Annotated in this window: 18 protein-coding genes and 1 riboswitch; of the genes, 5 read left to right on the top strand and 13 right to left on the bottom strand. The window is 66.6% G+C overall.

Going from position 1 to position 19,012, the window contains the following annotated elements; all coding sequences use genetic code 11:
• Positions 1–134: 134 nt before the first annotated feature.
• Positions 135–509: an amino acid-binding protein gene (locus G6N15_RS18835; RefSeq protein WP_083089000.1), complete on the bottom strand. Its 375-nt coding sequence runs from the start codon at positions 507–509 to the stop codon at positions 135–137.
• Between the two features lie 75 nt (positions 510–584).
• Here G6N15_RS18835 and G6N15_RS18830 point away from each other — a divergent pair, with 75 nt between their 5' ends.
• A complete protein-coding gene (locus tag G6N15_RS18830) occupies positions 585–1,349 on the top strand; it encodes a lipase family protein (RefSeq protein ID WP_083088999.1) in 765 nt (254 codons plus the stop codon).
• Positions 1,350–1,515: 166 nt separating this feature from the next.
• Here G6N15_RS18830 and G6N15_RS18825 read toward each other — a convergent pair whose 3' ends face one another.
• The 4 genes from G6N15_RS18825 to G6N15_RS18810 form a co-directional block, all read right to left on the bottom strand.
• The gene (locus G6N15_RS18825; RefSeq protein WP_083088998.1) at positions 1,516–1,761 is read right to left on the bottom strand and encodes an Rv1535 family protein; all 246 of its coding nucleotides are present in this window, start codon (positions 1,759–1,761) and stop codon (positions 1,516–1,518) included.
• Between the two features lie 279 nt (positions 1,762–2,040).
• Positions 2,041–2,210, bottom strand: a riboswitch (M-box (ykoK) riboswitch).
• 100 nt (positions 2,211–2,310) lie between these two features.
• Positions 2,311–3,762, bottom strand: a complete 1,452-nt coding sequence (locus G6N15_RS18820; protein ID WP_083088997.1) for a flavin-containing monooxygenase — start codon at positions 3,760–3,762, stop codon at positions 2,311–2,313.
• Positions 3,755–4,441, bottom strand: coding sequence for a TetR/AcrR family transcriptional regulator (locus tag G6N15_RS18815; RefSeq protein WP_139797939.1), 687 nt, complete (start codon positions 4,439–4,441; stop codon positions 3,755–3,757). The genes G6N15_RS18820 and G6N15_RS18815 overlap by 8 nt, the downstream gene beginning before the upstream one ends.
• Positions 4,438–5,559 carry an NAD(P)H-dependent flavin oxidoreductase gene (locus G6N15_RS18810; RefSeq protein WP_083089012.1) on the bottom strand — a complete coding sequence of 374 codons (1,122 nt, stop codon included), beginning with the start codon at positions 5,557–5,559 and terminating at the stop codon, positions 4,438–4,440. The genes G6N15_RS18815 and G6N15_RS18810 overlap by 4 nt, the downstream gene beginning before the upstream one ends.
• A 60-nt stretch (positions 5,560–5,619) precedes the next feature.
• Between G6N15_RS18810 and G6N15_RS18805 the strand changes: the two genes are divergently transcribed.
• Positions 5,620–6,048, top strand: a complete 429-nt coding sequence (locus tag G6N15_RS18805; RefSeq protein WP_083088996.1) for a PaaI family thioesterase — start codon at positions 5,620–5,622, stop codon at positions 6,046–6,048.
• A 76-nt stretch (positions 6,049–6,124) separates the two neighbouring features.
• On the opposite strand, the gene G6N15_RS18800 is transcribed toward G6N15_RS18805, so the two are convergent.
• The gene (locus G6N15_RS18800) at positions 6,125–6,688 is read right to left on the bottom strand and encodes a carboxymuconolactone decarboxylase family protein (protein WP_083088995.1); all 564 of its coding nucleotides are present in this window, start codon (positions 6,686–6,688) and stop codon (positions 6,125–6,127) included.
• Positions 6,685–7,788: a zinc-dependent alcohol dehydrogenase gene (locus tag G6N15_RS18795; RefSeq protein ID WP_083088994.1), complete on the bottom strand. Its 1,104-nt coding sequence runs from the start codon at positions 7,786–7,788 to the stop codon at positions 6,685–6,687. The genes G6N15_RS18800 and G6N15_RS18795 overlap by 4 nt, the downstream gene beginning before the upstream one ends.
• Before the next feature lie 331 nt (positions 7,789–8,119).
• Between G6N15_RS18795 and G6N15_RS18790 the strand changes: the two genes are divergently transcribed.
• Positions 8,120–8,455 carry a hemophore-related protein gene (locus G6N15_RS18790; RefSeq protein WP_083088993.1) on the top strand — a complete coding sequence of 112 codons (336 nt, stop codon included), beginning with the start codon at positions 8,120–8,122 and terminating at the stop codon, positions 8,453–8,455.
• Positions 8,456–8,521: 66 nt separating this feature from the next.
• Here the strand turns inward: G6N15_RS18790 and lipL are convergent, their stop codons facing one another.
• From lipL to mutA, 4 genes are read right to left on the bottom strand one after another with little or no spacing between them, the layout of a single operon-like run.
• A complete protein-coding gene (lipL, locus tag G6N15_RS18785; protein WP_083088992.1) occupies positions 8,522–9,787 on the bottom strand; it encodes an esterase/beta-lactamase LipL in 1,266 nt (421 codons plus the stop codon).
• 52 nt (positions 9,788–9,839) lie between these two features.
• Positions 9,840–10,823 (bottom strand): methylmalonyl Co-A mutase-associated GTPase MeaB, encoded by a 984-nt coding sequence (gene meaB, locus G6N15_RS18780; protein WP_083088991.1) that lies wholly within the window; start codon positions 10,821–10,823, stop codon positions 9,840–9,842.
• The gene (gene scpA, locus G6N15_RS18775) at positions 10,824–13,106 is read right to left on the bottom strand and encodes a methylmalonyl-CoA mutase (protein WP_083088990.1); all 2,283 of its coding nucleotides are present in this window, start codon (positions 13,104–13,106) and stop codon (positions 10,824–10,826) included.
• 5 nt (positions 13,107–13,111) lie between these two features.
• A complete protein-coding gene (gene mutA / locus G6N15_RS18770; RefSeq protein ID WP_083088989.1) occupies positions 13,112–14,956 on the bottom strand; it encodes a methylmalonyl-CoA mutase small subunit in 1,845 nt (614 codons plus the stop codon).
• Positions 14,957–15,159: 203 nt separating this feature from the next.
• Between mutA and G6N15_RS18765 the strand changes: the two genes are divergently transcribed.
• The gene (locus G6N15_RS18765) at positions 15,160–15,921 is read left to right on the top strand and encodes a TVP38/TMEM64 family protein (RefSeq protein WP_139797938.1); all 762 of its coding nucleotides are present in this window, start codon (positions 15,160–15,162) and stop codon (positions 15,919–15,921) included.
• Positions 15,922–15,937: 16 nt separating this feature from the next.
• The gene (locus G6N15_RS18760) at positions 15,938–16,744 is read left to right on the top strand and encodes a COG4705 family protein (RefSeq protein ID WP_083088988.1); all 807 of its coding nucleotides are present in this window, start codon (positions 15,938–15,940) and stop codon (positions 16,742–16,744) included.
• Here G6N15_RS18760 and G6N15_RS18755 read toward each other — a convergent pair.
• Entirely contained in the window at positions 16,713–18,206 is a 1,494-nt protein-coding gene (locus G6N15_RS18755; RefSeq protein ID WP_163748149.1) for a sensor histidine kinase, read from the bottom strand. The two genes, G6N15_RS18760 and G6N15_RS18755, sit on opposite strands and share 32 nt — an antisense overlap.
• Entirely contained in the window at positions 18,203–18,949 is a 747-nt protein-coding gene (locus tag G6N15_RS18750; protein ID WP_083090139.1) for a response regulator transcription factor, read from the bottom strand. The genes G6N15_RS18755 and G6N15_RS18750 overlap by 4 nt, the downstream gene beginning before the upstream one ends.
• Positions 18,950–19,012: the final 63 nt, after the last annotated feature.

Genomic DNA, 19,012 nt, shown 5'->3' with positions numbered 1-19,012 from the left:
CCGCTCGATGACGGCTGTGACGGGCCTACCCGTTCGGTTCTACTGAGCCTGGTTGGCTGTTCTTCCGAAGGCTCCCCGGTGATGGCCGGATCGATGCCGTTGGGACAATTCTACGGACGGCGCCAAATCGGCACTCAGCCCAGTGCCGCCTTCGCATCGGCCAGGTTGTCCGCGCCGAGCACCAAGCGGGTCTCGGTGGCCAGGTAGGCCGTTTCCAAGTTGACCTTCGCAGTGCCGAGCTTGTGGATCGCCTCGGCAAGCGCACCCGGACGGTCTTGTATGTCGAGAACGATGACTTCCTGCTCTTCGGCGATTTTGATTCCGGCGTCGTGCAACGCTTCAAACGCGGGCGTGGCGTCGTAGACCAGGATGTGCACCTCGGACTGCCCGCCCCCGCTGCTCAGCGCGCACAGGCCGGCGATGTTGACGCCCGCCTTGCCCAGCACGTCGCCGACCCGGGCCAGCTCACCGGGCTCGTCGTCGAGATAGAGCGTCAGATCGGTCGCCATGGTGGTACTCAACGCTACTGCGAAAACCGGGCGTATTGCGGCGATTCCAGCGGGCCACCTCTTACACTGCGGCGCGTGGCATTCAACGCAGTGTTCGCTCGGGACGTGGCCTTACCGTTGGCGCTGGCCGCCTACAGCGTGATGGACGGAAGTTCCCCCGCCCTGCCAACCGGGTTCGTGCAGACAGCACTGATCCGAGCCGACGGTGCCTTACTCACCGCGATGACCGACCCACATCCTGCGGTGGTGGCGATGACGAAGGACAACACCATCTTTGGTCTGATGGGCCACAACGCCGCCACTCACACCGCATTCGTATCGTTTCGCGGCAGCGCGGACCTGGCCGACTGGCTCGCCGACTTCGACGCCGTCCCCACCGGATACGCGCCGATCGCCGGATTCGGAGAAGTGGCAGCCGGCTTTTTAGACGTCTACGAACTCGTCCGCGACAGCATCGCCGCGAACTTAGCGACCGCAACCGCCGACTGCGATCAGATCCTGATCACCGGACACAGCCTGGGCGCCGCGCTGAGCGTGCTCGCCGCCCCGGATATCTTCCGCAAGATGCCGCCGAACACCATCGAGCCGCGGCTGATCACCTTCGCCGGGCCTCGCGTCGGGTTCAACGACTTCGCGGCCGCATTTAACGCCGCCATCGAAAGCTGTTTTCGAGTGGTCAACTTCCTCGACATCGTGCCGCACGTGCCGCCGTCCCCGTATGTGCATGTCGGCGCTGAGATCGATGTCGACAGCGGCGGCGCGATCGACGTCGTCTGGCGCCATAGCTTGGCCGCTTACCGCCAAGGCTTGACCGCGCTGATAAACCGTTCTTCTGCCTAGAACGCGACACGCCGATCATGGAGGCAACCAATGATGACCGGCGCGTCGCGTCCTAGCTGCTCAAAAGCAATGAAGCCAAAATGCGAGTTGCCAGGCGCTCGACCCAAAGAGTCAGCGACCTGGCAACTAGCGGCTTGGGGAGAAGGATCGCTCGGCGGTCATCGGACTACGCCACCTCGAGCAGTCCCACTCGCCACAGCGCCGCGTACAGGTGACGCAGCGGAATGCTCAGCAAACGAGCAGCCCCGGTGACCAACGGGTCTCCCTGGCCGAAGGGGTCGGACTTGACGTCGCGCGCCACCTTCTTCGCCGCGGTGTCCGCCGGCGCCGGCGCTACGGTCAGCTTCGGCGCCGCCGTCAGCCGGGGGGCGGGTGCGGTGGTCACCACCTCGTCGTACAGAACAGCGGTCATGGTTGCCTCCTAGACGGAAATCAAGCGGTTTTTGTTGGGACTTGATGTTCCGTCCCGCTGGTTCCGAGCAGTTCCCTGCTCTTAGGCAACGCGCGCGTCGAGCCGATTCAGCTGGAGGCGGCGTGCCGGGGACCGGTTCGGGACGAAACAGGACCCGGATATCGGTCCGGACTCTCACTGGAACTCATTCGTCCCTCACCTCCTCACGGCAACGCCAGGTGCGGATAGCCGCACAACATCCACGTGCACTGCAGGAGTACAGCCCGACGAATGTCGGTGACCGCACCCCACTCGCTAGAGCTTCGACACCACACGGCGTGTCCGGTATCCCGGAAGCCACTTGGGCTCAACCCTTAAGCCGGGAAGAGCTGTCCTGACCCGGGGCGTCTCTCGACGTTCAGGGTCAGTGGCCTATGTCCGTGTAGCCGCCTCACCTAACGAGGTGCTTACATCCGATGATGCAGGAACATCTTGATTAGGTCAATTTAATCCCGACCGGCGTGTCAGCGAATTGACGGTATCTTTACGTTAACGACACCTGAACACGTGTCACGCGAGCTCATAATCTCGCAGGTCAGGGCGTGTCATGACGTCCTGGAACCGGGTGAAACTCCACGGCCACACCGCGGGTAATCCGCGGTCGTCGAGATACCAACTTCGGCAACCAGTCACCCACACCGTCTTCTTGGCGGCCTCGGCTCGCGCGGCCTCGAAGCGGGTCGTGACCGCGCGTTTGGCGCTGATCGCACGGTATCGGCCGTCGGCCAGTAGCTCGATGAGCTGCATGAGGTAGGCGAACTGCGCCTCGGCGACGTCGATCAGCGAGAAATTGCCGACCGGCCCGTTGGGGCCGTTGAGCATGAACAGGTTGGGAAAGCCCGGAACCGACACCGACAAGTACGCGTACGGCCGCTGCGCCCATACGTCGTCGAGGCGCACGCCGTCGCGGCCCACCACGTCGATCGGCCGCAGGAAGCGGTCGACCCGGAACCCGGTGGCCAGCACGAGCACGTCAAGCCGGTGCAGTTCACCGTCGAGGGTCCGGACGCCATCCGGCTCGACCCGGGCAATGGGCTCGGTGACCAGGCGGGCGTTGGGCCGCTGAATGGCTTCGTAGAAGTTCGGCGAGATGATCAGCCGCTTACACCCGGCCCGGTAGTCGGGCCGCAACTTCTCCCGCAGCACGGGATCGGCCACATTGTCCTCGAGGTTGGCGCAAGCTGCCTGTTGCAGCTGCATGAGCGCGGGCGAGTCTGCGTCGACGACCGCGTTGGCGAAACTTTGGACAAAGCCGGCGTTCAGCTCGGCACGCAGCTTGCTCAGCAGCGACGGGTTGGCGCGGTAGCGGGCCCGCTCCGCCTCGTCGATGGGCGGATTCTGTACCGGCAGGATCCATTGCGGGGTGCGCTGGAAGAGGCGCAGCTCGGCCACGGTGTCGGTGACGGCGCCGACGATCTGCACCGCGGATGAGCCGGTGCCAACCACGCCGAGCCGCGCACCAGCCAGTGGCACGCTGTGATCCCACCGCGAGCTGTGGAACACGCGAGGTCGCCTGCGCGACCCGAGCCCCTCGATGTCGGGATAGCGCGGGTGGTGCAGCACCCCGGTGGCGGCGATGACAACGTCGGCCTCGTCGCGCTCACCGGTGGAAGTCGTGATGCGCCAACGGTTTCCGATGTATTCCAGGCGGCGGATTTCGCGGCCGAAGCGGATCAGCTCGTCGACGGCGTGGTGGCGCGCGACGCTCTCGAAATAGGCGAGGATCTCCGGCCCGGGCGCGAACGCATGGCTCCATTCGGGGTTCGGCGCGAAGGTATAGGTGTAGAGGTGCGAGGGCACATCGCAGGCGATGCCCGGATAGGTGTTCTCCCGCCAGGTGCCGCCGAGCCGGTCGGCCTTTTCGTACACCGTGATGTCGGTGAAACCCGCTTGGCGCAGCTTGACGGCGGACAGCACGCCGGCCATCCCGGCGCCGATGACGGCGAATCTGAGGTCAGGCATCGCCGTCGGACAACGACGGGCGCCGCGCAGCGGCAGGAGGAGTAATCGCGCTAAATTCCCGAGGCCGCAGGCCGTCGAGGACGAGCGATACCACGAAGTCGGCGACTTCGGCGGCGCTGACACCGTCGTCGGTGGAAAGGCGCCGGTGCGCCAGCTGACCGATCAGCGCTGCGAGGGTGTAGGCCACCATCCGCGGTGGGGCCGTGATCACCTCGCCGCGCTCCTGGGCTGTGGCGATGAACGTTTCGATGTCGTCGATGAACCGCTCGTAGATGCCGCCGAGGTGTTTTTCGAAGCGGTCGCCCAGCGCGTACGCGTCGCGGAACAGCAGCTTGACGGTGGCTTTGTCGGCCTCGAAGAACTCGAACGTCGCCTGCACGGCCGGGCGAAACGACGCGTCGAGGCCGGCCCCGGCGAAGGCAGTGACCGCGGCCGCGACATGTGCGCGCAAAGCCTGCTCCTCGACGGCCATCAAGGCGTGGAACAACTCGTCTTTGGAGTCGAAGTACCAGTAGATCGATCCGTAGGCCAGCCCGGCCTCTTTCGCGATGTCGGCGATCGTCGTGGCGTGAAAACCCTTGCGGGCGAACACTTTTTTGGCCGCGGCCATGATCTGGTCGCGGCGGGCGGACTTGTCTTCGTCGCTGACCGCGCGCCGGCGTCGGGTTGCCGTACTCACCGCTCGACCAGCTGCTCGAGCTGGCCAACTGCGTCGATGAACTCAGAGACCATGTCGAGCACCACTGACCGAGCAGACCGTACTTTGTCCAGCGAGCCGACCACCTGGCCGACGAAGTAGGTCGCCAGCTCACGGGCTTTGGCGTCGGGCTGGCTCGCGGCCTGGTTGATCCGCAGCTGCGGGTCGGCGACCAGCGCGCTTTGCAGCGGCATGCCCAGCGGCGCCGGACTTCCGGGCCGCTCCCATTCGTCGGTCCAGGCGGTGCGCAGCATGCGGGCGGGTTTACCGGTCAGCGACCGCGACCGCACAGTGTCCGACGACGAGGCGGCCAGGAACTTGTCCTTCACCACTGCGGGCGTCTCGGCTTCGTCGGTGGTCAACCACACCGACCCGCACCACACGCCTTCGGCGCCCAGCGCCAGCGCGGCGGCGATCTGGCGGCCGCGGGCGATCCCGCCGGCAGCCAGAACCGGCGTCGGCGACACCGCGTCGACCACCTCGGGCACCAGCACCATCGTCGCCACCTCGCCGGTGTGGCCGCCGGCCTCGGTGCCCTGAGCAACGATAAGGTCGACGCCCGCCGCGGCGTGGCGCAGCGCGTGTTGTTTGGTGCCGGCCAATGCGGCCACCAGGACGTCGTTGTCGTGGGCACGGGTGACCAGGTCGGGTGGTGGCGGGCCCAGCGCGCTGGCGATCAACCGAATGTCGTGGGCGAACGCGACGTCCAGCAGCGGCTGATAGCCCTTGGGCGACACGTTGAGCCCCGCAGTGGGCGGCAAAGACCCTGGCGCACTGTGGATTCCGTAGCGGTGAAGAAGGTCGTCGAGAAACTCGCGATGTTCGTCCGGCAGCAGCGCACGCACCTGCGCGGCGTCGATCCCGCCGGATTCCGCGCCCACGTATTTGGGCGGCAGCAGCAGGTCCACGCCGTACGGCTTGCCGCCGGTCTGCTCCTCGATCCACGTCAGCTCGGTTTCCAGCCGCTGCGGGCTGTGTGCGACGGCGCCGAGGATGCCGAAACCGCCCGCGTTGGTCACGGCGGCCACCACGTCGCGGCAGTGGCTGAACGCGCAGATCGGAAACTCCACGCCGAGTAGCTCGGCAACCCTGGTTCGCACAGACGACGACGCTACCGAGTTATTGATTGACGTGTCAATCAGGTTCGATAGGGTGCGGCCATGGGCCTGAGTGAGCACGAGCAGCGCAAGCACCGCCAGGCGGTGCGGGAGCTGATGCTGACGACGCCGTTCCTGGCCGGACTGGGTATCGCGTTCGAGCGCTACGAGCCCGACGACGTCACCATCCGGTTGCCGTTCCGGGAAGACCTGACCAACGACGGCACCTACTTTCACGGCGGGGTGATCGCGTCGGTGATGGACACTGCCGGTGCCGCGGCGGCCTGGTCCAACCACGACTTCGACAAGGGGATGCGCGCGTCCACTGTCGCGATGAGCATCCAGTACACCGGCGCCGCCAAGCGCTGCGACCTGCTCTGTCACGCCCGCACTGCCCGGCGGCGCAAGGAGCTGACCTTCACCGAGATCACTGCCACCGACGCCGACGGCAACGTCGTCGCCCACGCCGTGCAGACCTACCGCATCGTGTGAGCTCTTCGACGCCGAGTGGCTACTTATGACACGCTTTCTTGCGCCGGGCACGTGTATTAAGTGGCCACTCGGCGCACTACGGGGCCTGCCCGTCCGGCGGCCAGCTGGCGACGCCGTCTTCCAGCGGAACGTCCAGGCTGCGGACAACCGTGGCGATCATCCGCCAGGCCGCGATCGCGGTGACGAGTTCGATGAGCACGGCTGGGTCGGCGTCGAGTTCGCGTTCGCAGGCGGCCCAACTCTCGGCGCTCACCGCGCCGTCGCGCACGACGTCGTCGGTGGCCGTCAGCACCGCGCGCTCGACCGGCCCGAACCCGTCGTAGCCGCGCCAGTCCCGCACCGCAAGCAGGTCCTCAGCTGAGACGCCGAGACCCTGAGCGACGCGCCAATGCTGCGTCCACTCGTAATCCGATGCGGTGAGCCAGCCGATGCGCATGATCACCAGTTCGCGCAGCCGCGAATCGAGGGAGCCGTGCCACAGCATGCTGGCGAGCAAGTCGTTGATCGCGCGGGCCAGCAGCGGGTGGTTCAACAGCACCTGAAAGATGGCCAGGTCGGCCATATAGTTCGGGACACCCGCTTCGTCGGCGGCGGCCTTTGCCTCGTCGACCGGCAAAGGTGGCACCCGAGCGTCGGTCATGGCGTGACGACTCCATGCACGGGCGGTACGCCGGCACGCTCACCGGCCATCGTGGCAACTAGATCTTCCACGTCGTCGAGCCCGGCGCAGCGACGCGGCAGGCTCTCGAACGGGTAGCGGCCCGACGCCAGCAGCTGCAGCGCCGCCCGGTACGCGGCGACATCGACCCCCAGCGCGCCAAGGATCCGTAGTTCCTTGGCCACCAGCATGTCCGGCGAAAACCCCGGGGCGCCGCTGCCGAAGCCTCGAGTACCGGCTACTACGACGGTGGCGGCGGGACGGGCCAGTGCGATCGCTTGCGCGAACGCCGCAGGCGCCCTGGCGGTGACGTCGACGACGACATCGGCCAGCCCGCCACACGCATTCATCAAGGCGGCGACGGGATCGTCAACGGCCACGTCGACAGCGAGGTCGGCACCGAACCTCGCGGCAAGCGCCAACCGATCGGCGTCGCGGGGCCCCAGCCCGGTCACCATCACAAATCCCGCGCCGGCCTCTTTCGCCGCCGCGGCCGCGCACAACCCGCGAATCCCCGGACCAAGCACCGCGACGACGTCGCCCGGACCGGTCTCGGGAAGCGTTGCACCCCAGCGTATTCCGGCCCCCAGCGGATTGAACAACGTCGCCACGACCGGATCGAGGTCGGCCGGCACCGGCAGCACCATCGAATCGGGCGACAGGTATTGGTATTCGGCGTAGCCACCCCACAAACTCGGCGCCCGATCGACGGGAATGAATCCGTACATGTCCGCCAGCCCGTGACGGTCACAACGCCGATACTGTCCGGCAAGGCAATTCACACACCGTCGGCACGATTGGAAGACTTCGACAGCAATTCTGTCGCCGGCGGCCACCCCCCAACGCTGCGCTGCCTGCGGCCCGATGGCCTCGATTATGCCGACGGTTTCGTGACCGGGAATAAATGCGAAGCCCCCGGCCAGATCTCCGGTGTACTCTTCGTGGTCGGTGCCGCACAGCCCGCAGGCCGCCACCCGCACCAGGGCATCGTCGTCGGCTACCTCCGGAACTGGAAATTCGCGGCTCACCAGGCGGCGCGGCGCCTCCAGCACCAACGCCCGCGCCATCGCGTCGCGCGACATACGCGCACCTTACGGACGTATTTGCGGACGAGTCAATCGCCGCGCCGACCCGTCGGATATAGCCGTGCCCACTTGCGCGGGGTGCATTCATAACCACATTTACTGCTCGCCGATTTAGCTGCTAGTGAACACCGCGACGGCTTTGCCGGGGACAGAGCAGGCGCGGGCGCTAATTGTACCGGCTGATTCCGCATATTTCCGGTGTCTAATGCAACGAAACTTCTTAGATACCGCACAGCTGCTCTGGACTTCGCCAAAGGCAGTCAGCCGCTAAGCTGATATGGTTGCCGTCAAAACGTCCGGCGATGAATTCGTTGAAAGGTGTTCGTAAATGGTCACATTGTCGTTGACGAGACTGGCTGTCGCGGTGGGTGGTGCGGCATTGGCGTTGTCTGCTGGGGCCGGGCTCGCGTCTGCGCAACCGGATGATCCAGCGGTCAACACGACCTGTACCTACCCTCAGGTGATCTCAGCGCTCAACGCGCAAGATCCGGCTGCTGCCGCGCAATTCAACCAATCGCCGATGGCGCAGTCGGCGCTCCGGAGATTCCTCGCCGCACCGCCGCCTCAGCGCCAGCAGATGCTCCAGCAGTTGCAGGCCAGCCCAGCGGGTGCGCAGTACTACGGAACCATTGAGCAGGTCGCCCAAACCTGCAACAACTACTGAGCCGATTCGGCGGGAGTGCCCGACTCATCTCACGCCGCGTAGCCAGCACCCCGACGCGGCGGTGGGTTAGCCGGCGACGGCTCCCGGCTGGGGAAACGGGGCGCCCAAATCGGGCACCCGGTGAAATCCGTGTCGACGTGTCAGCGATGCGCCGCGTCGAAGCATGGTGCTCATCGCGACGAATCCGGCATGGTCCACCACGACGAACGGCGACAGCAGCCGGTTGTGCACGAACGCGAACGCCACGCCGCTCGCCGGGTCCGCCCACCCCAGCGAGCCGCCCAACCCCGCGTGACCAAAGCCGGGCATCGCGTTGAACGGCACACGGTGATAGCCCATGTGAAAGGCCAAGGGCACTAAAAGGTTCCGATCCGGCCGCAGGCTGCGCCGTCCGGTCAGACGGGCCACCAGCTCCCGCGACAGGAACCGGGTGCCGTCGATCTCGCCCCCGTTCGCAATCGCGCCGTACATTCGGGCCAGGCTGCGCGCGGTCGCGACCCCATTCGCCGAGGGAATCTCGGCGTCGAGCAGCGGAATCTCGCCCTGCACAACGGCTCTCATCCCAGGAAAGTACATCGAGCCGAAGCCGGCCGATAGCTCCAGTGCCGCGATCCGTGGTGCCACACGGTTGAAGACCGGGTTGGAAATGGTGCTCTGCGGCATGATGATCTGCGCCACCTTCGTCGGCGACTCAAGCGGCGGGCGGCCCAGATGCAATCCGTCGGTGTCCAGCGGCTCGGCGAGTTCCTCCCGGATCAAATCCCGCATCCCCTTGCCGGTGACGGCCCGCGCCAGCCCCGACATCAGCCAGCCGTAGGTCAGCGCGTGGTAGGCGGGCTTGCCCAACAGGGTTCCTGGCGCGGCCGCCGCAATCCGCTGCTCCATCCGCCGGTGGTCCAGCAAATCTTCCTTCGTGGCGCCGTGCAGGTGCGAGAGTCCGGCCCGATGCCGCATCACCTGGCGAACGGTGATCGTGTCTTTGCCGTTCGCGCCGAACTCCGGCCAGTACTCGGCAACGGGTGCGTCGTAGTCGATCAACCCGCGGTCTGCTAGCCGGTGGATAACGGTGGAAGCCATGCCCTTGGTCGCCGAGAACACCATGGCACCGGTATCGGCCGACCACCGCACCTGACCAGCGCGGTCGGCCCAGCCCGTCCACACGTCGACGACGGGTTCGCCGTCGACATATACTGCCAGCGCCCCGCCGCCGAATCGTCGCGACGGGAATATGCTCGCGAAGCTGCGAACCGCACAGGCAAAGTGCCGATCCGCTGCACCGTGAACACCGCGCGGCAACGCTGCGCCAGGGTAATCACGGGTTTCTTGCCTCACAGCATCGAATTTACCCACCTGGTTGGCAAACAATCCTGAATTTACCTTTCCGTTAGGCTGATGCAACCTTAAGTATTTGCTGAGCGGCCATTGCCGGCGTCAATTCGCCTGCTAACACCTGTCGCTCGACGTCAGCGCGGATCTTGCGGACCTCGGGATTGGACAGCAGCCGCTCGAGCACGGTGTCGCGCACCATCTGCCAGGTCCAGTCGACCTGCTGCGCGCGGCGCCGTGCGTCGAACTCCCCGGCCTCTTTGAGCACCTGGCGATGACGCTCGACGGTCTCCCACAACTCGGTGAGTCCATTGCCCTCGAGGGCGCTCATGGTCAAAACGGGGGGACGCCAGAGTGTGTCGCGCGGATAGATCAACCGGATCGCCGACGACAGCTCTCGAGCCGCGATCCGCGCATCGGCCAGATGATCACCGTCGGCCTTGTTCACCACCACGATGTCGGCCAGCTCCAGCACGCCTTTCTTGATGCCCTGCAACTGGTCACCCGTGCGAGCCAGGGTCAAAAAAACGAAGGTGTCGACCATGTTTGAAACCGCCACTTCTGACTGACCGACGCCGACGGTCTCGACCAGGATTACGTCGAAGCCCGCGGCCTCGAGCAGCACGATGGTTTCCCGGGTGGCCTTGGCGACTCCGCCCAGCGTGCCGGAAGTCGGGGATGGACGGATATAGGCGTCGGGATGCGTTGCTAGCCGCGGCATCCGGGTTTTGTCGCCGAGAATCGATCCCCCGGTTCGCGTCGAGGATGGGTCGACGGCCAGCACAGCTACCCGATGGCCTTGCTCGATCAGCATCATGCCGAGCGCTTCGATGGCGGTCGACTTGCCTACTCCGGGAACGCCGGTGATGCCGACGTGGTGGGCGCTTCCGGCCGCAGGCATCAGCGCCAGCAACAGCTGCTGGGCTTGTTCGCGGTGGTCGGCGCGGGCGGATTCCACCAAGGTGATGGCCCGTGGCAGGGCCGCGCGGTCGCCGCTGCGCACAGCCTCCGCGAGCTCGTCGACGATGTCTTCAGGTGCCATCTAGGTCAGCGTGTACCCCAGCCGCTCGGCGAGCTTGTGCAGCAAGTCGATTGCGGCGTCGGCGATCACCGTTCCCGGCGGGAAGATCGCGGTGGCCCCGCAGGCGTAGAGTTCGTCGAAGTCACCGGGCGGGATCACTCCGCCCACGACGATCATGATGTCGGGCCGGCCCGCCTCGGCCAGCGCGTCGCGCAGTGCTGGCACGAGGGTCAAATGACCGGCGGCGAGCGAAGACACTCCGATCACGTGCACGTCGTTGTCGGCGGCCTGACGAGCCACCTCTTCCGGTGTGGAGAACAGCGATCCGACGTCGACGTCGAACCCGATGTCGGCGAACGCCGTTGCGATCACCTTCTGGCCACGGTCATGGCCGTCTTGACCCATCTTGGCCACGAGAATCCGCGGCCGGCGCCCTTCGGCCTCGGCGAATTTCTCGACGAGCTCACTGGCTTTGGCGATGCTGTTCACCTTTCCGGCTTCATCACGATAGACCCCGGCGATGGTACGGATTTCGGCCTGGTGGCGTCCGTACACCTTTTCTAGCGCGTCGGAGATCTCCCCCACCGTCGCTTTGGCCCGCGCCGCGTTGATCGCCAGCGCCAGCAGGTTGTTGCCGAGCCCGTCTTCGCCGGCTCTGCCGTGCGAGCCAGCGGCGCGCGTCAGCTCCGCTAACGCCTTCTCGACCTCGTCGGAGTCCCGATTGGCGCGCAGCTCTTGGAGTTTGGCCAGTTGCTCGGCCCGCACCCGGGTGTTGTCGATCTTGAGCACCTCGATTTGGTGGTCCTCGTCGACTTGGTACTTGTTGACCCCGATCACCGGTTGCCGTCCGGAGTCGATGCGCGCCTGGGTGCGCGCCGCGGCCTCTTCGATGCGCAGCTTCGGGATACCGTCGGTGATGGCCTGAGCCATCCCGCCGTGCTCGGCGACCTCGCGCAGGTGTGCGCGCGCGCATTGGGCGAGTCGATGGGTCAGCCATTCCACGTAATAGGAGCCGGCCCATGGGTCGATCGGCCGAGTGGTGCCGGATTCCTGCTGTAACAGCAACTGGGTGTTGCGCGCGATGCGTGCGGAGAAGTCGGTGGGCAGCGCCAGCGCCTCGTCGAGCGCGTTGGTGTGCAGCGACTGGGTATGGCCCTGCGTAGCGGCCATCGCCTCGATGCACGTGCGGGCGACATTGTTGAACGGGTCCTGTGCGGTCAGCGACCACCCCGAGGTCTGTGAATGGGTGCGCAGCGACAGCGATTTCGGGTTCTTCGGGTTGAACTGGGCGACCAGCTCATTCCACAGCAGCCGCCCGGCGCGCAGCTTGGCGACTTCCATGAAGAAGTTCATGCCGATACCCCAGAAGAACGACAGCCGCGGCGCGAACTGGTCGATATGCAAGCCGCCATCCAGGCCGGCCTTGATGTAGTCCACGCCGTCGGCCAGCGTGTAGGCAAGCTCCAAATCCGCTGTGGCACCGGCTTCTTGGATGTGATAGCCGGAAATCGAGATCGAGTTGAACTTCGGCATCTTGGCGCTGGTGTAGGCGAAGATGTCGGAGATGATCCGCATCGACGGCTTGGGCGGATAGATGTAGGTGTTGCGGACCATGAACTCTTTGAGGATGTCGTTCTGAATGGTCCCGGCCAGTTTTTCCGGCGGCACGCCCTGCTCCTCGGCCGCCACCACATACAGCGCCAGGATCGGCAGCACCGCGCCGTTCATGGTCATCGACACGCTCACCGTCGACAGGTCGATCCCATCGAACAGTTGCCGCATGTCGAGAATGGAATCGATTGCCACTCCGGCCATTCCGACGTCGCCCTGCACGCGCAGATGATCGGAGTCGTAGCCGCGGTGGGTAGCCAGGTCGAAGGCCACCGAGAGGCCTTTCTGCCCGGCGGCCAGGTTGCGGCGGTAGAACGCGTTGGATTCGGCTGCGGTGGAAAATCCGGCGTATTGCCGGATGGTCCACGGCTGGCTGACATACATCGTCGGATAGGGGCCGCGGACAAAAGGCGGCTCACCCGGAAAGCTGTGCAGCGGATAGCCCTCTTCGACTGCGGCGTTGCGGTCACCACCGATGTAGACCCGTTTGACGACAATGCCTTCCGGTGTGTGCCACTCGAGCTGATCGGGGGTATACCCAAGCGCCGACGCCGCCGCGGCGACGTGCTTTTCGACCGCAGCCTCGGTGACCTGGCCGTCGGCGGTGTCGCCGTGCAACGGCACATCAGCGAAACTGCTGAGGATAGAAGCGGTTTCCGGAGCCGGCTTACCGGCGACGTCCTGGAATATCATCGACCCTAGGCTCCCAGTCGGGTGAGCAGATTGGACAAGGCTTCGACCGCATTGATTTTGACGGTCAAATACTCGTCGGGCAGATGTTCGGCGTCTGGTAGCGCTGTTTTCGGCCCGGCGAGGTAGACGCGCTGTATCCCGGCGCTGCGTGCCGCCTCCACCATGGCAGGGGCCTCGTCGTTGTAGCGCTTGTCGGTGCCGCAGATCACCGCGGCCGTGGTGGTTCCGGCCGTCGAGACCGCCTGTGCGACACCGGCGGCGTCAACCGGGCCCGGGTTGATCGCCTCGATCCCGCCGGAGGCGAGCAGGTTGGCCGCGAACGTGGCACGGACGTTGTGCTCTGCCAGCGGGCCCAGCGGCAACAGCAGCACCTGCGGGCGTGAGCCGGTCTGCTCCAGGTAAGCGTCGGAACGGTCTCTCAACGCCTCGAACTCGGCAGCGTAGCGTTGCACCGCGGCAGTCGAATCGCTTGGCGGCAGTGGCGGTTCGGTGATGTTCGGGTATTCGTTGACGCCGGTGATGGCCCTGCGGCGGTGCGCAGTGTCGTCGATGCGGCGGGCGGCGACTTCGGTGATCTGATCGCTCACGTAGTCACGGGCGTCGACGAAGCCGCCGCAGGCTTCGATGTCCTGGAAATGCTTCCAGGCCTGCTGAGCTAGCTGTTCGGTGAGGTCCTCGACATACCATGACCCGCCCGCGGGGTCGAGGACTCGGCCGATATGCGACTCCTCGAGCAGCAGTAGCTGCGTGTTGCGGGCAATGCGGCGCGAGAAGCTCGTCGGTGTGCCCGGATAGCCGCCGGGAATCGCGACGTCGAACGGCAACACCCGCACGGTGTCGGCGCCGCCGACACCGGCTCCGAATGCGGCCACCGTGGTGCGCAGCATGTTCACCCAAGGGTCACGCTGGGTCATCATCGCCCACGAAGTCTCGGCGTGCAGGATCGCCGCGCCGCTGTCGGGCTCGCCCACCACTTCGGCCACCCGAGCCCACAGTTGGCGCGCCGCACGCATCTTCGCGATCGTCATGAACTGGTCGTCGTCGGCGGCAAACCGAAAACTAATCTGCTGCAACGCATTTGCGGCGGATATCCCGGACTCGTCGAGCACCCGAAGATAGGCCACCGCGGCGGCGATAGTGCCGCCGAGCTCCCACGCGGCACTGGCGCCGCGGTTGTGCAACGCCGGGCCGTCGACCGTGATCGCCCGCACGCCGTGTGCCCCGGCAACCCGTGATGCGACCGCGACCACCTCATCGAGCGAGGGGGCGGCGCGATCGCTGAGCGGCGCGGTCAGCGGGTCGGCGCCGAGATCGACCGACAGCATCGCCCGATTGTGGTCGTCCACCTCGGCCACCAAAGCCAGCATGGTGTAAGCGGCGGTTGGGTAGTCGGCGCCGGCGTCGAGAATGACTGGCACGAGCGCTAAGTGCACACCGGCCAGCAACCGGTCGAGCTGAGCCGGCGCCACACCGGATTCGCCGACCCGCAACACCAGCGCGCTGACGCCGTCGTTCAGGGCAGCCAGTAGCGCCGCGTTGTCCTCACTGGCATTGCTGGGGAACACCTCGGCAACTTTCCAGCCGGCGTTGACGTCGCGGTGGGCGCTGGCGCCGCGCACGAACGGGAACTCGCCGGGAAGCGGCCGCTCCGGCAGCGCGTCCAATGCGGTGTAGAGGGCTCGGATCGGAAACCCTTCGTACGTAGGGGTCTCCAGCAGCCGCTCCGGTTCGTCGCCGAGCTCCTCGGCGCCACGCCGGGTGCTCTTCGCCACCACCTCGGCGACAGCTGTGCGCCACCGCGCACGTGCCTGCGCCAGATCGACGGGCTCGGACGACGCATCGACTGACACCGGCGGCTCCTGTTGTCGCAGAGTCTGGTTTGCCCGGCTCCTGCACAGGCCGTTCCCGGCCCCGCATCGTCGCCGGGCTCGCCACTTGACACCCAGGCTAATTGATCGCGATCGGTGCTCAGAAGCCGAGGTGTGGTCGGTGCTGGCGAAACGCCGGACACCGGAAACGCACTGTTTACTCACCACCCGTAGCCTTAGACACCGTGCCGGGTCCCGCCGCGAGCAAGATAGCCGACACTTTCCGTGGCGTCGCTTCCGCGGTGGTCGCAACGGCCCGTCAAGTGCCCCGTCGGCGCATCATCCTGACAGCGTTGACCATTGCGGTGCTGATCGCGGTGGCGTTGCTGGTCCCGATTCCCACCGCGGTGCAATTGCGCGACTGGGCAAAATCGGTGGGACCGTGGTTTCCGCTCGCCTTCCTGGGCGCGCACATCGTCGTCACCGTGCTGCCATTTCCACGCACCGCATTCACGCTTGCCGCCGGCCTGTTGTTCGGCTCGGCGCTCGGTGTGGTGCTGGCGGTCCTGGCCAGCACTGCCAGTGCGGTGATCGCGCTGGTACTGGTCCGGGTGGCGGGTTGGCAGCTAAGCCGTCTGGTGCGCCATCGAGCGGTCGACAGCGTCGACGAGCGGCTGCGCGACCGCGGTTGGCCGACGATCCTTTCCCTGCGGCTGATCCCAGCCGTGCCGTTCTCGGTGCTCAACTATGCGGCCGGCGCCTCGGCGGTGCGCGTGTTGCCGTACACGGTGGCCACGCTGGTCGGCACGACCCCCGGGACCGCTGCCGTGGTGATCCTCGGCGATGCGCTCACCGGACACGTCAGCCCGCTGCTAATCGTGGTGTCGCTGTGCACGGGCGCCGTCGGGTTTGCCGTACTGGTCTACGAGATCCGCCAGCATCGGCAGCACCACCGGCGGCGGTTGGCCCACACGCCGAAATCAGCCGAGCCGGCTACCAGGAGTTGACTAACCTGCGATCACCATGACTGACCAGACGAAACTCGCGTTGAGCAAGGTGCCGGAAGTCACGTTGGGCTTCTGGATCATCAAGGTGCTGGCGACGACGCTCGGCGAGACCGGCGGCGACACGGTCACGATGACGCTGAATTGGGGGTATCTCGCGGGCGTCGTGCTGTTCGGGGTCGTGCTGGTAGCGCTTGTGCTGACCCAGATCTGGGCCAAGAGCTTCCGGCCGTTTCTCTACTGGGCGACGATCATCGCCTCGACAACCTTCGGCACGGCGATGGCCGACTTCGCTGATCGCTCGCTCGGGATCGGCTACACGGGCGGGTCGAGTCTGCTCTTGCTGTGTGTGCTCGTCACCCTCGGGCTCTGGTACTGGTCGGAGGGCACGGTTTCGGTGACGACGGTCTCGACCCCGAAGGTCGAGGCTTTCTATTGGGCGACAATCACTTTCTCGCAGACGCTGGGCACGGCCCTCGGCGATTGGCTGGCCGACACCCGCGACCTTGGTTACGAACGCGGTGCGCTGGTGTTTGCTACTGCGCTCGCCGTGGTCGCGGCGCTGTATTACTGGACAAGCATCTCGCACGTGGCCCTGTTCTGGATTGCCTTCATCTTGACCCGGCCGCTCGGTGCGACTCTGGGCGATTTTCTCGACAAGCCGGTGAGCCAGGGCGGGCTGAACCTGAGCCGCCCGTTGGCTTCTGCGGTGATTGCGGCCCTGATCGTCGCGCTCATCATCGTGCTGCCGCAACGGGCGGGACGGCATCCTGGCGCCGAGGAGAATGGCCGCGTCACGCAGCAGCCGGGTCAGCCGGGATCGTGAGCCGGAACTGAGCACCGCCCTGGTGGGATAGGCACGTCAGGTCGCCGCCGTGGGCACGGGCCAGGGCGCGTGCGATCGATAAGCCGAGACCCGCGCCGCCGTGGTCGCGGGCGCGCCCGGTGTCCAGGCGCACCAGCCGTTCGAAGATGCGTTCGCGTTCGTCCTCAGGAATACCTGGGCCGGTGTCGGTGACCGTCACCTCGGCGACGCCGTCGCGTCGCTGCAGGTCTATGCCGATCTGGCCACCGGGCGGAGTATGCCGCCGCGCGTTGTCCAAGAGGTTGGACAGGATCTGGGCCACCCGCGTCGGATCGGCGCGCACACGCAGCGCGCTGAGCCCCGCCCGCGTGATGGTCAGCTGCGGCGCCAGCATGCGCGCGCGGTCGGCTTCGGCGTCGGCGATCGCGCCCAGGTCGGTGTCTTGCAGGTCCAGCGGTAGGCCGGCGTCGATGCGACTCAGGTCGAGCATGTCGGCGACCAGCCGTGCGGCGCGGTGGGCGTCGGACAGCAGCAGGCTGGCTCGACGGTACTGGCGCCGTGCCGCGGGGTCGGACTCGTCTTGGCTGGCGTTGCTGGCGAGTTGTTCGGCGGCGGCCTGGATCCCGGCAATCGGGGTGCGCAGTTCGTGCGCCGCGTCCACGAGGAATCGCCGGGTCGCCGTCTCGGCGCGCTGCGCGGTCTCCGCCGCCCGCTGAGCGCGGTGTTCGGATGCTTCCAGCGCGTCGAGCATGCCGTCGAAAGCGCTTGCGGCGCGGCCTAACTCGGTGGTGGGCCGGTCCGGCCGCAGCCGTCGGCCACGATCACCGATGGTGGTGTCTTTGGCCAGCTGAGTGAGTCGCGCCAAGGGAAGCAACGCCGCACGGCTGGCCGCTATCAGCAGTAACGCCGCGACGCTGAGGGTGGCCAGACCGGCGCCAACCATCAGGCGGCGCAGCTGGCTGATCATCTGCACGCTCTGCGTGGTGTCGGCGACGAGGATCACTCGTCCACCGGTGGGCAGCGGGTGCACGACAGCGGTGGCGGTCGCCTCGGGCGGGGGCGGTGGCCGCGGAGGTGGTGGAGGCGGTGGACCCCAGGGTGGCGCGGGCGGTGGCGGCGGGCCAGCACCCAGCAGCGGTGGCAGCGGTGGCCGAGGTGGCGGTGGGGCCACCGGTCCGGCGGTCATGTCCGGGCTGATCGAGGGGTCACCGTACGTGGCGCCGTTTGCTGTGACGACCAGCGCTCGCACGGTGCCCCCGTTGAGTTCGGCGGCCAGCTGAGCGGGCGGAGTGCCGGCGGCGGCGAGTACATCGGCGCGCGACGTCGCAGCGACCAGCCGGTCATGCAGATTGCGGCGGGCCTGGACGCCGACGCTGAAGTCGATCACCACCCCGAGCAGCAGCAACAGCAGCGCCATTAACCCGACCACGATCAGCGTCACTCGACGCCGCAGCGACGGGGTCGGCGTCGTGGCAGACGTCATGACCGCTGGGGTTGCAGGCGGTAGCCGATGCCCCGGACGGTGTGCAGGATCCGGGGGCCATGGGCCTCGAGCTTGCGCCGCAGCCCGCTGATGTGCACCTGGACGAGGTTGGGGTCGTAGGCGTCGTAGCCCCACACCGCGGTCAGGATCTGGCGCGCGCTGACGATCCGGCCGCGCTGCTCGACGAGGAAGGCCAGCAGGCGCAGCTCGGTTGCCGTGAGGTCCAGCGGCTGGCCGTCGCGGGCGGCGATCCCGGCGTCGACGTCAACCATCAGGTCGCCCACCTGCACCACCGCGGGCAGCCGTCCGCGGCGGCGCAGTACCGCGCCAACTCGCGATACCAGTTCGGCGAGCTCGAACGGCTTGACGACGTAGTCGTCGGCGCCGCCGTCGAGCCCGCGCAACCGGTCCGGCAACCCATCGCGGGCGGTGATCATCACGATCCCGACATCGCCCCAGCCGACTACGACGTCGATCAGGCTGAACCCGTCGCGGCGGCCCGGCAGCATCACGTCAAGCACCACCAGGTCGGGGCGAAAGCCGTCGAGCACGCCCTCCAAACCCTCGCCGTCCGAGCGGGCTTCGGCGAGATAGCCGGCGTCGGCCAGCGCCTCGCACACCATTTCACGGATCGTCTCGGAGTCTTCGACCACCAGTACCCGCGGCGCGCCGACACTGAACTGGTCGGCCTTTCGGGCTGCTGAACCCGCGCCCGCGCGGGCGGTGCGACGGTAATCGGTCATGGTTCATTGTTAGCGCCGAGTTTCTGAGACCAGCCTGAAGAAACGCTCCCGACCGTTTCTTCA

Source organism: Mycobacterium noviomagense (assembly GCF_010731635.1).
GTDB lineage: Bacteria > Actinomycetota > Actinomycetes > Mycobacteriales > Mycobacteriaceae > Mycobacterium > Mycobacterium noviomagense.
The sequence above is the reverse complement of the archived record's forward strand: the minus strand, read 5'-3'. Positions and strand labels throughout refer to the sequence as shown.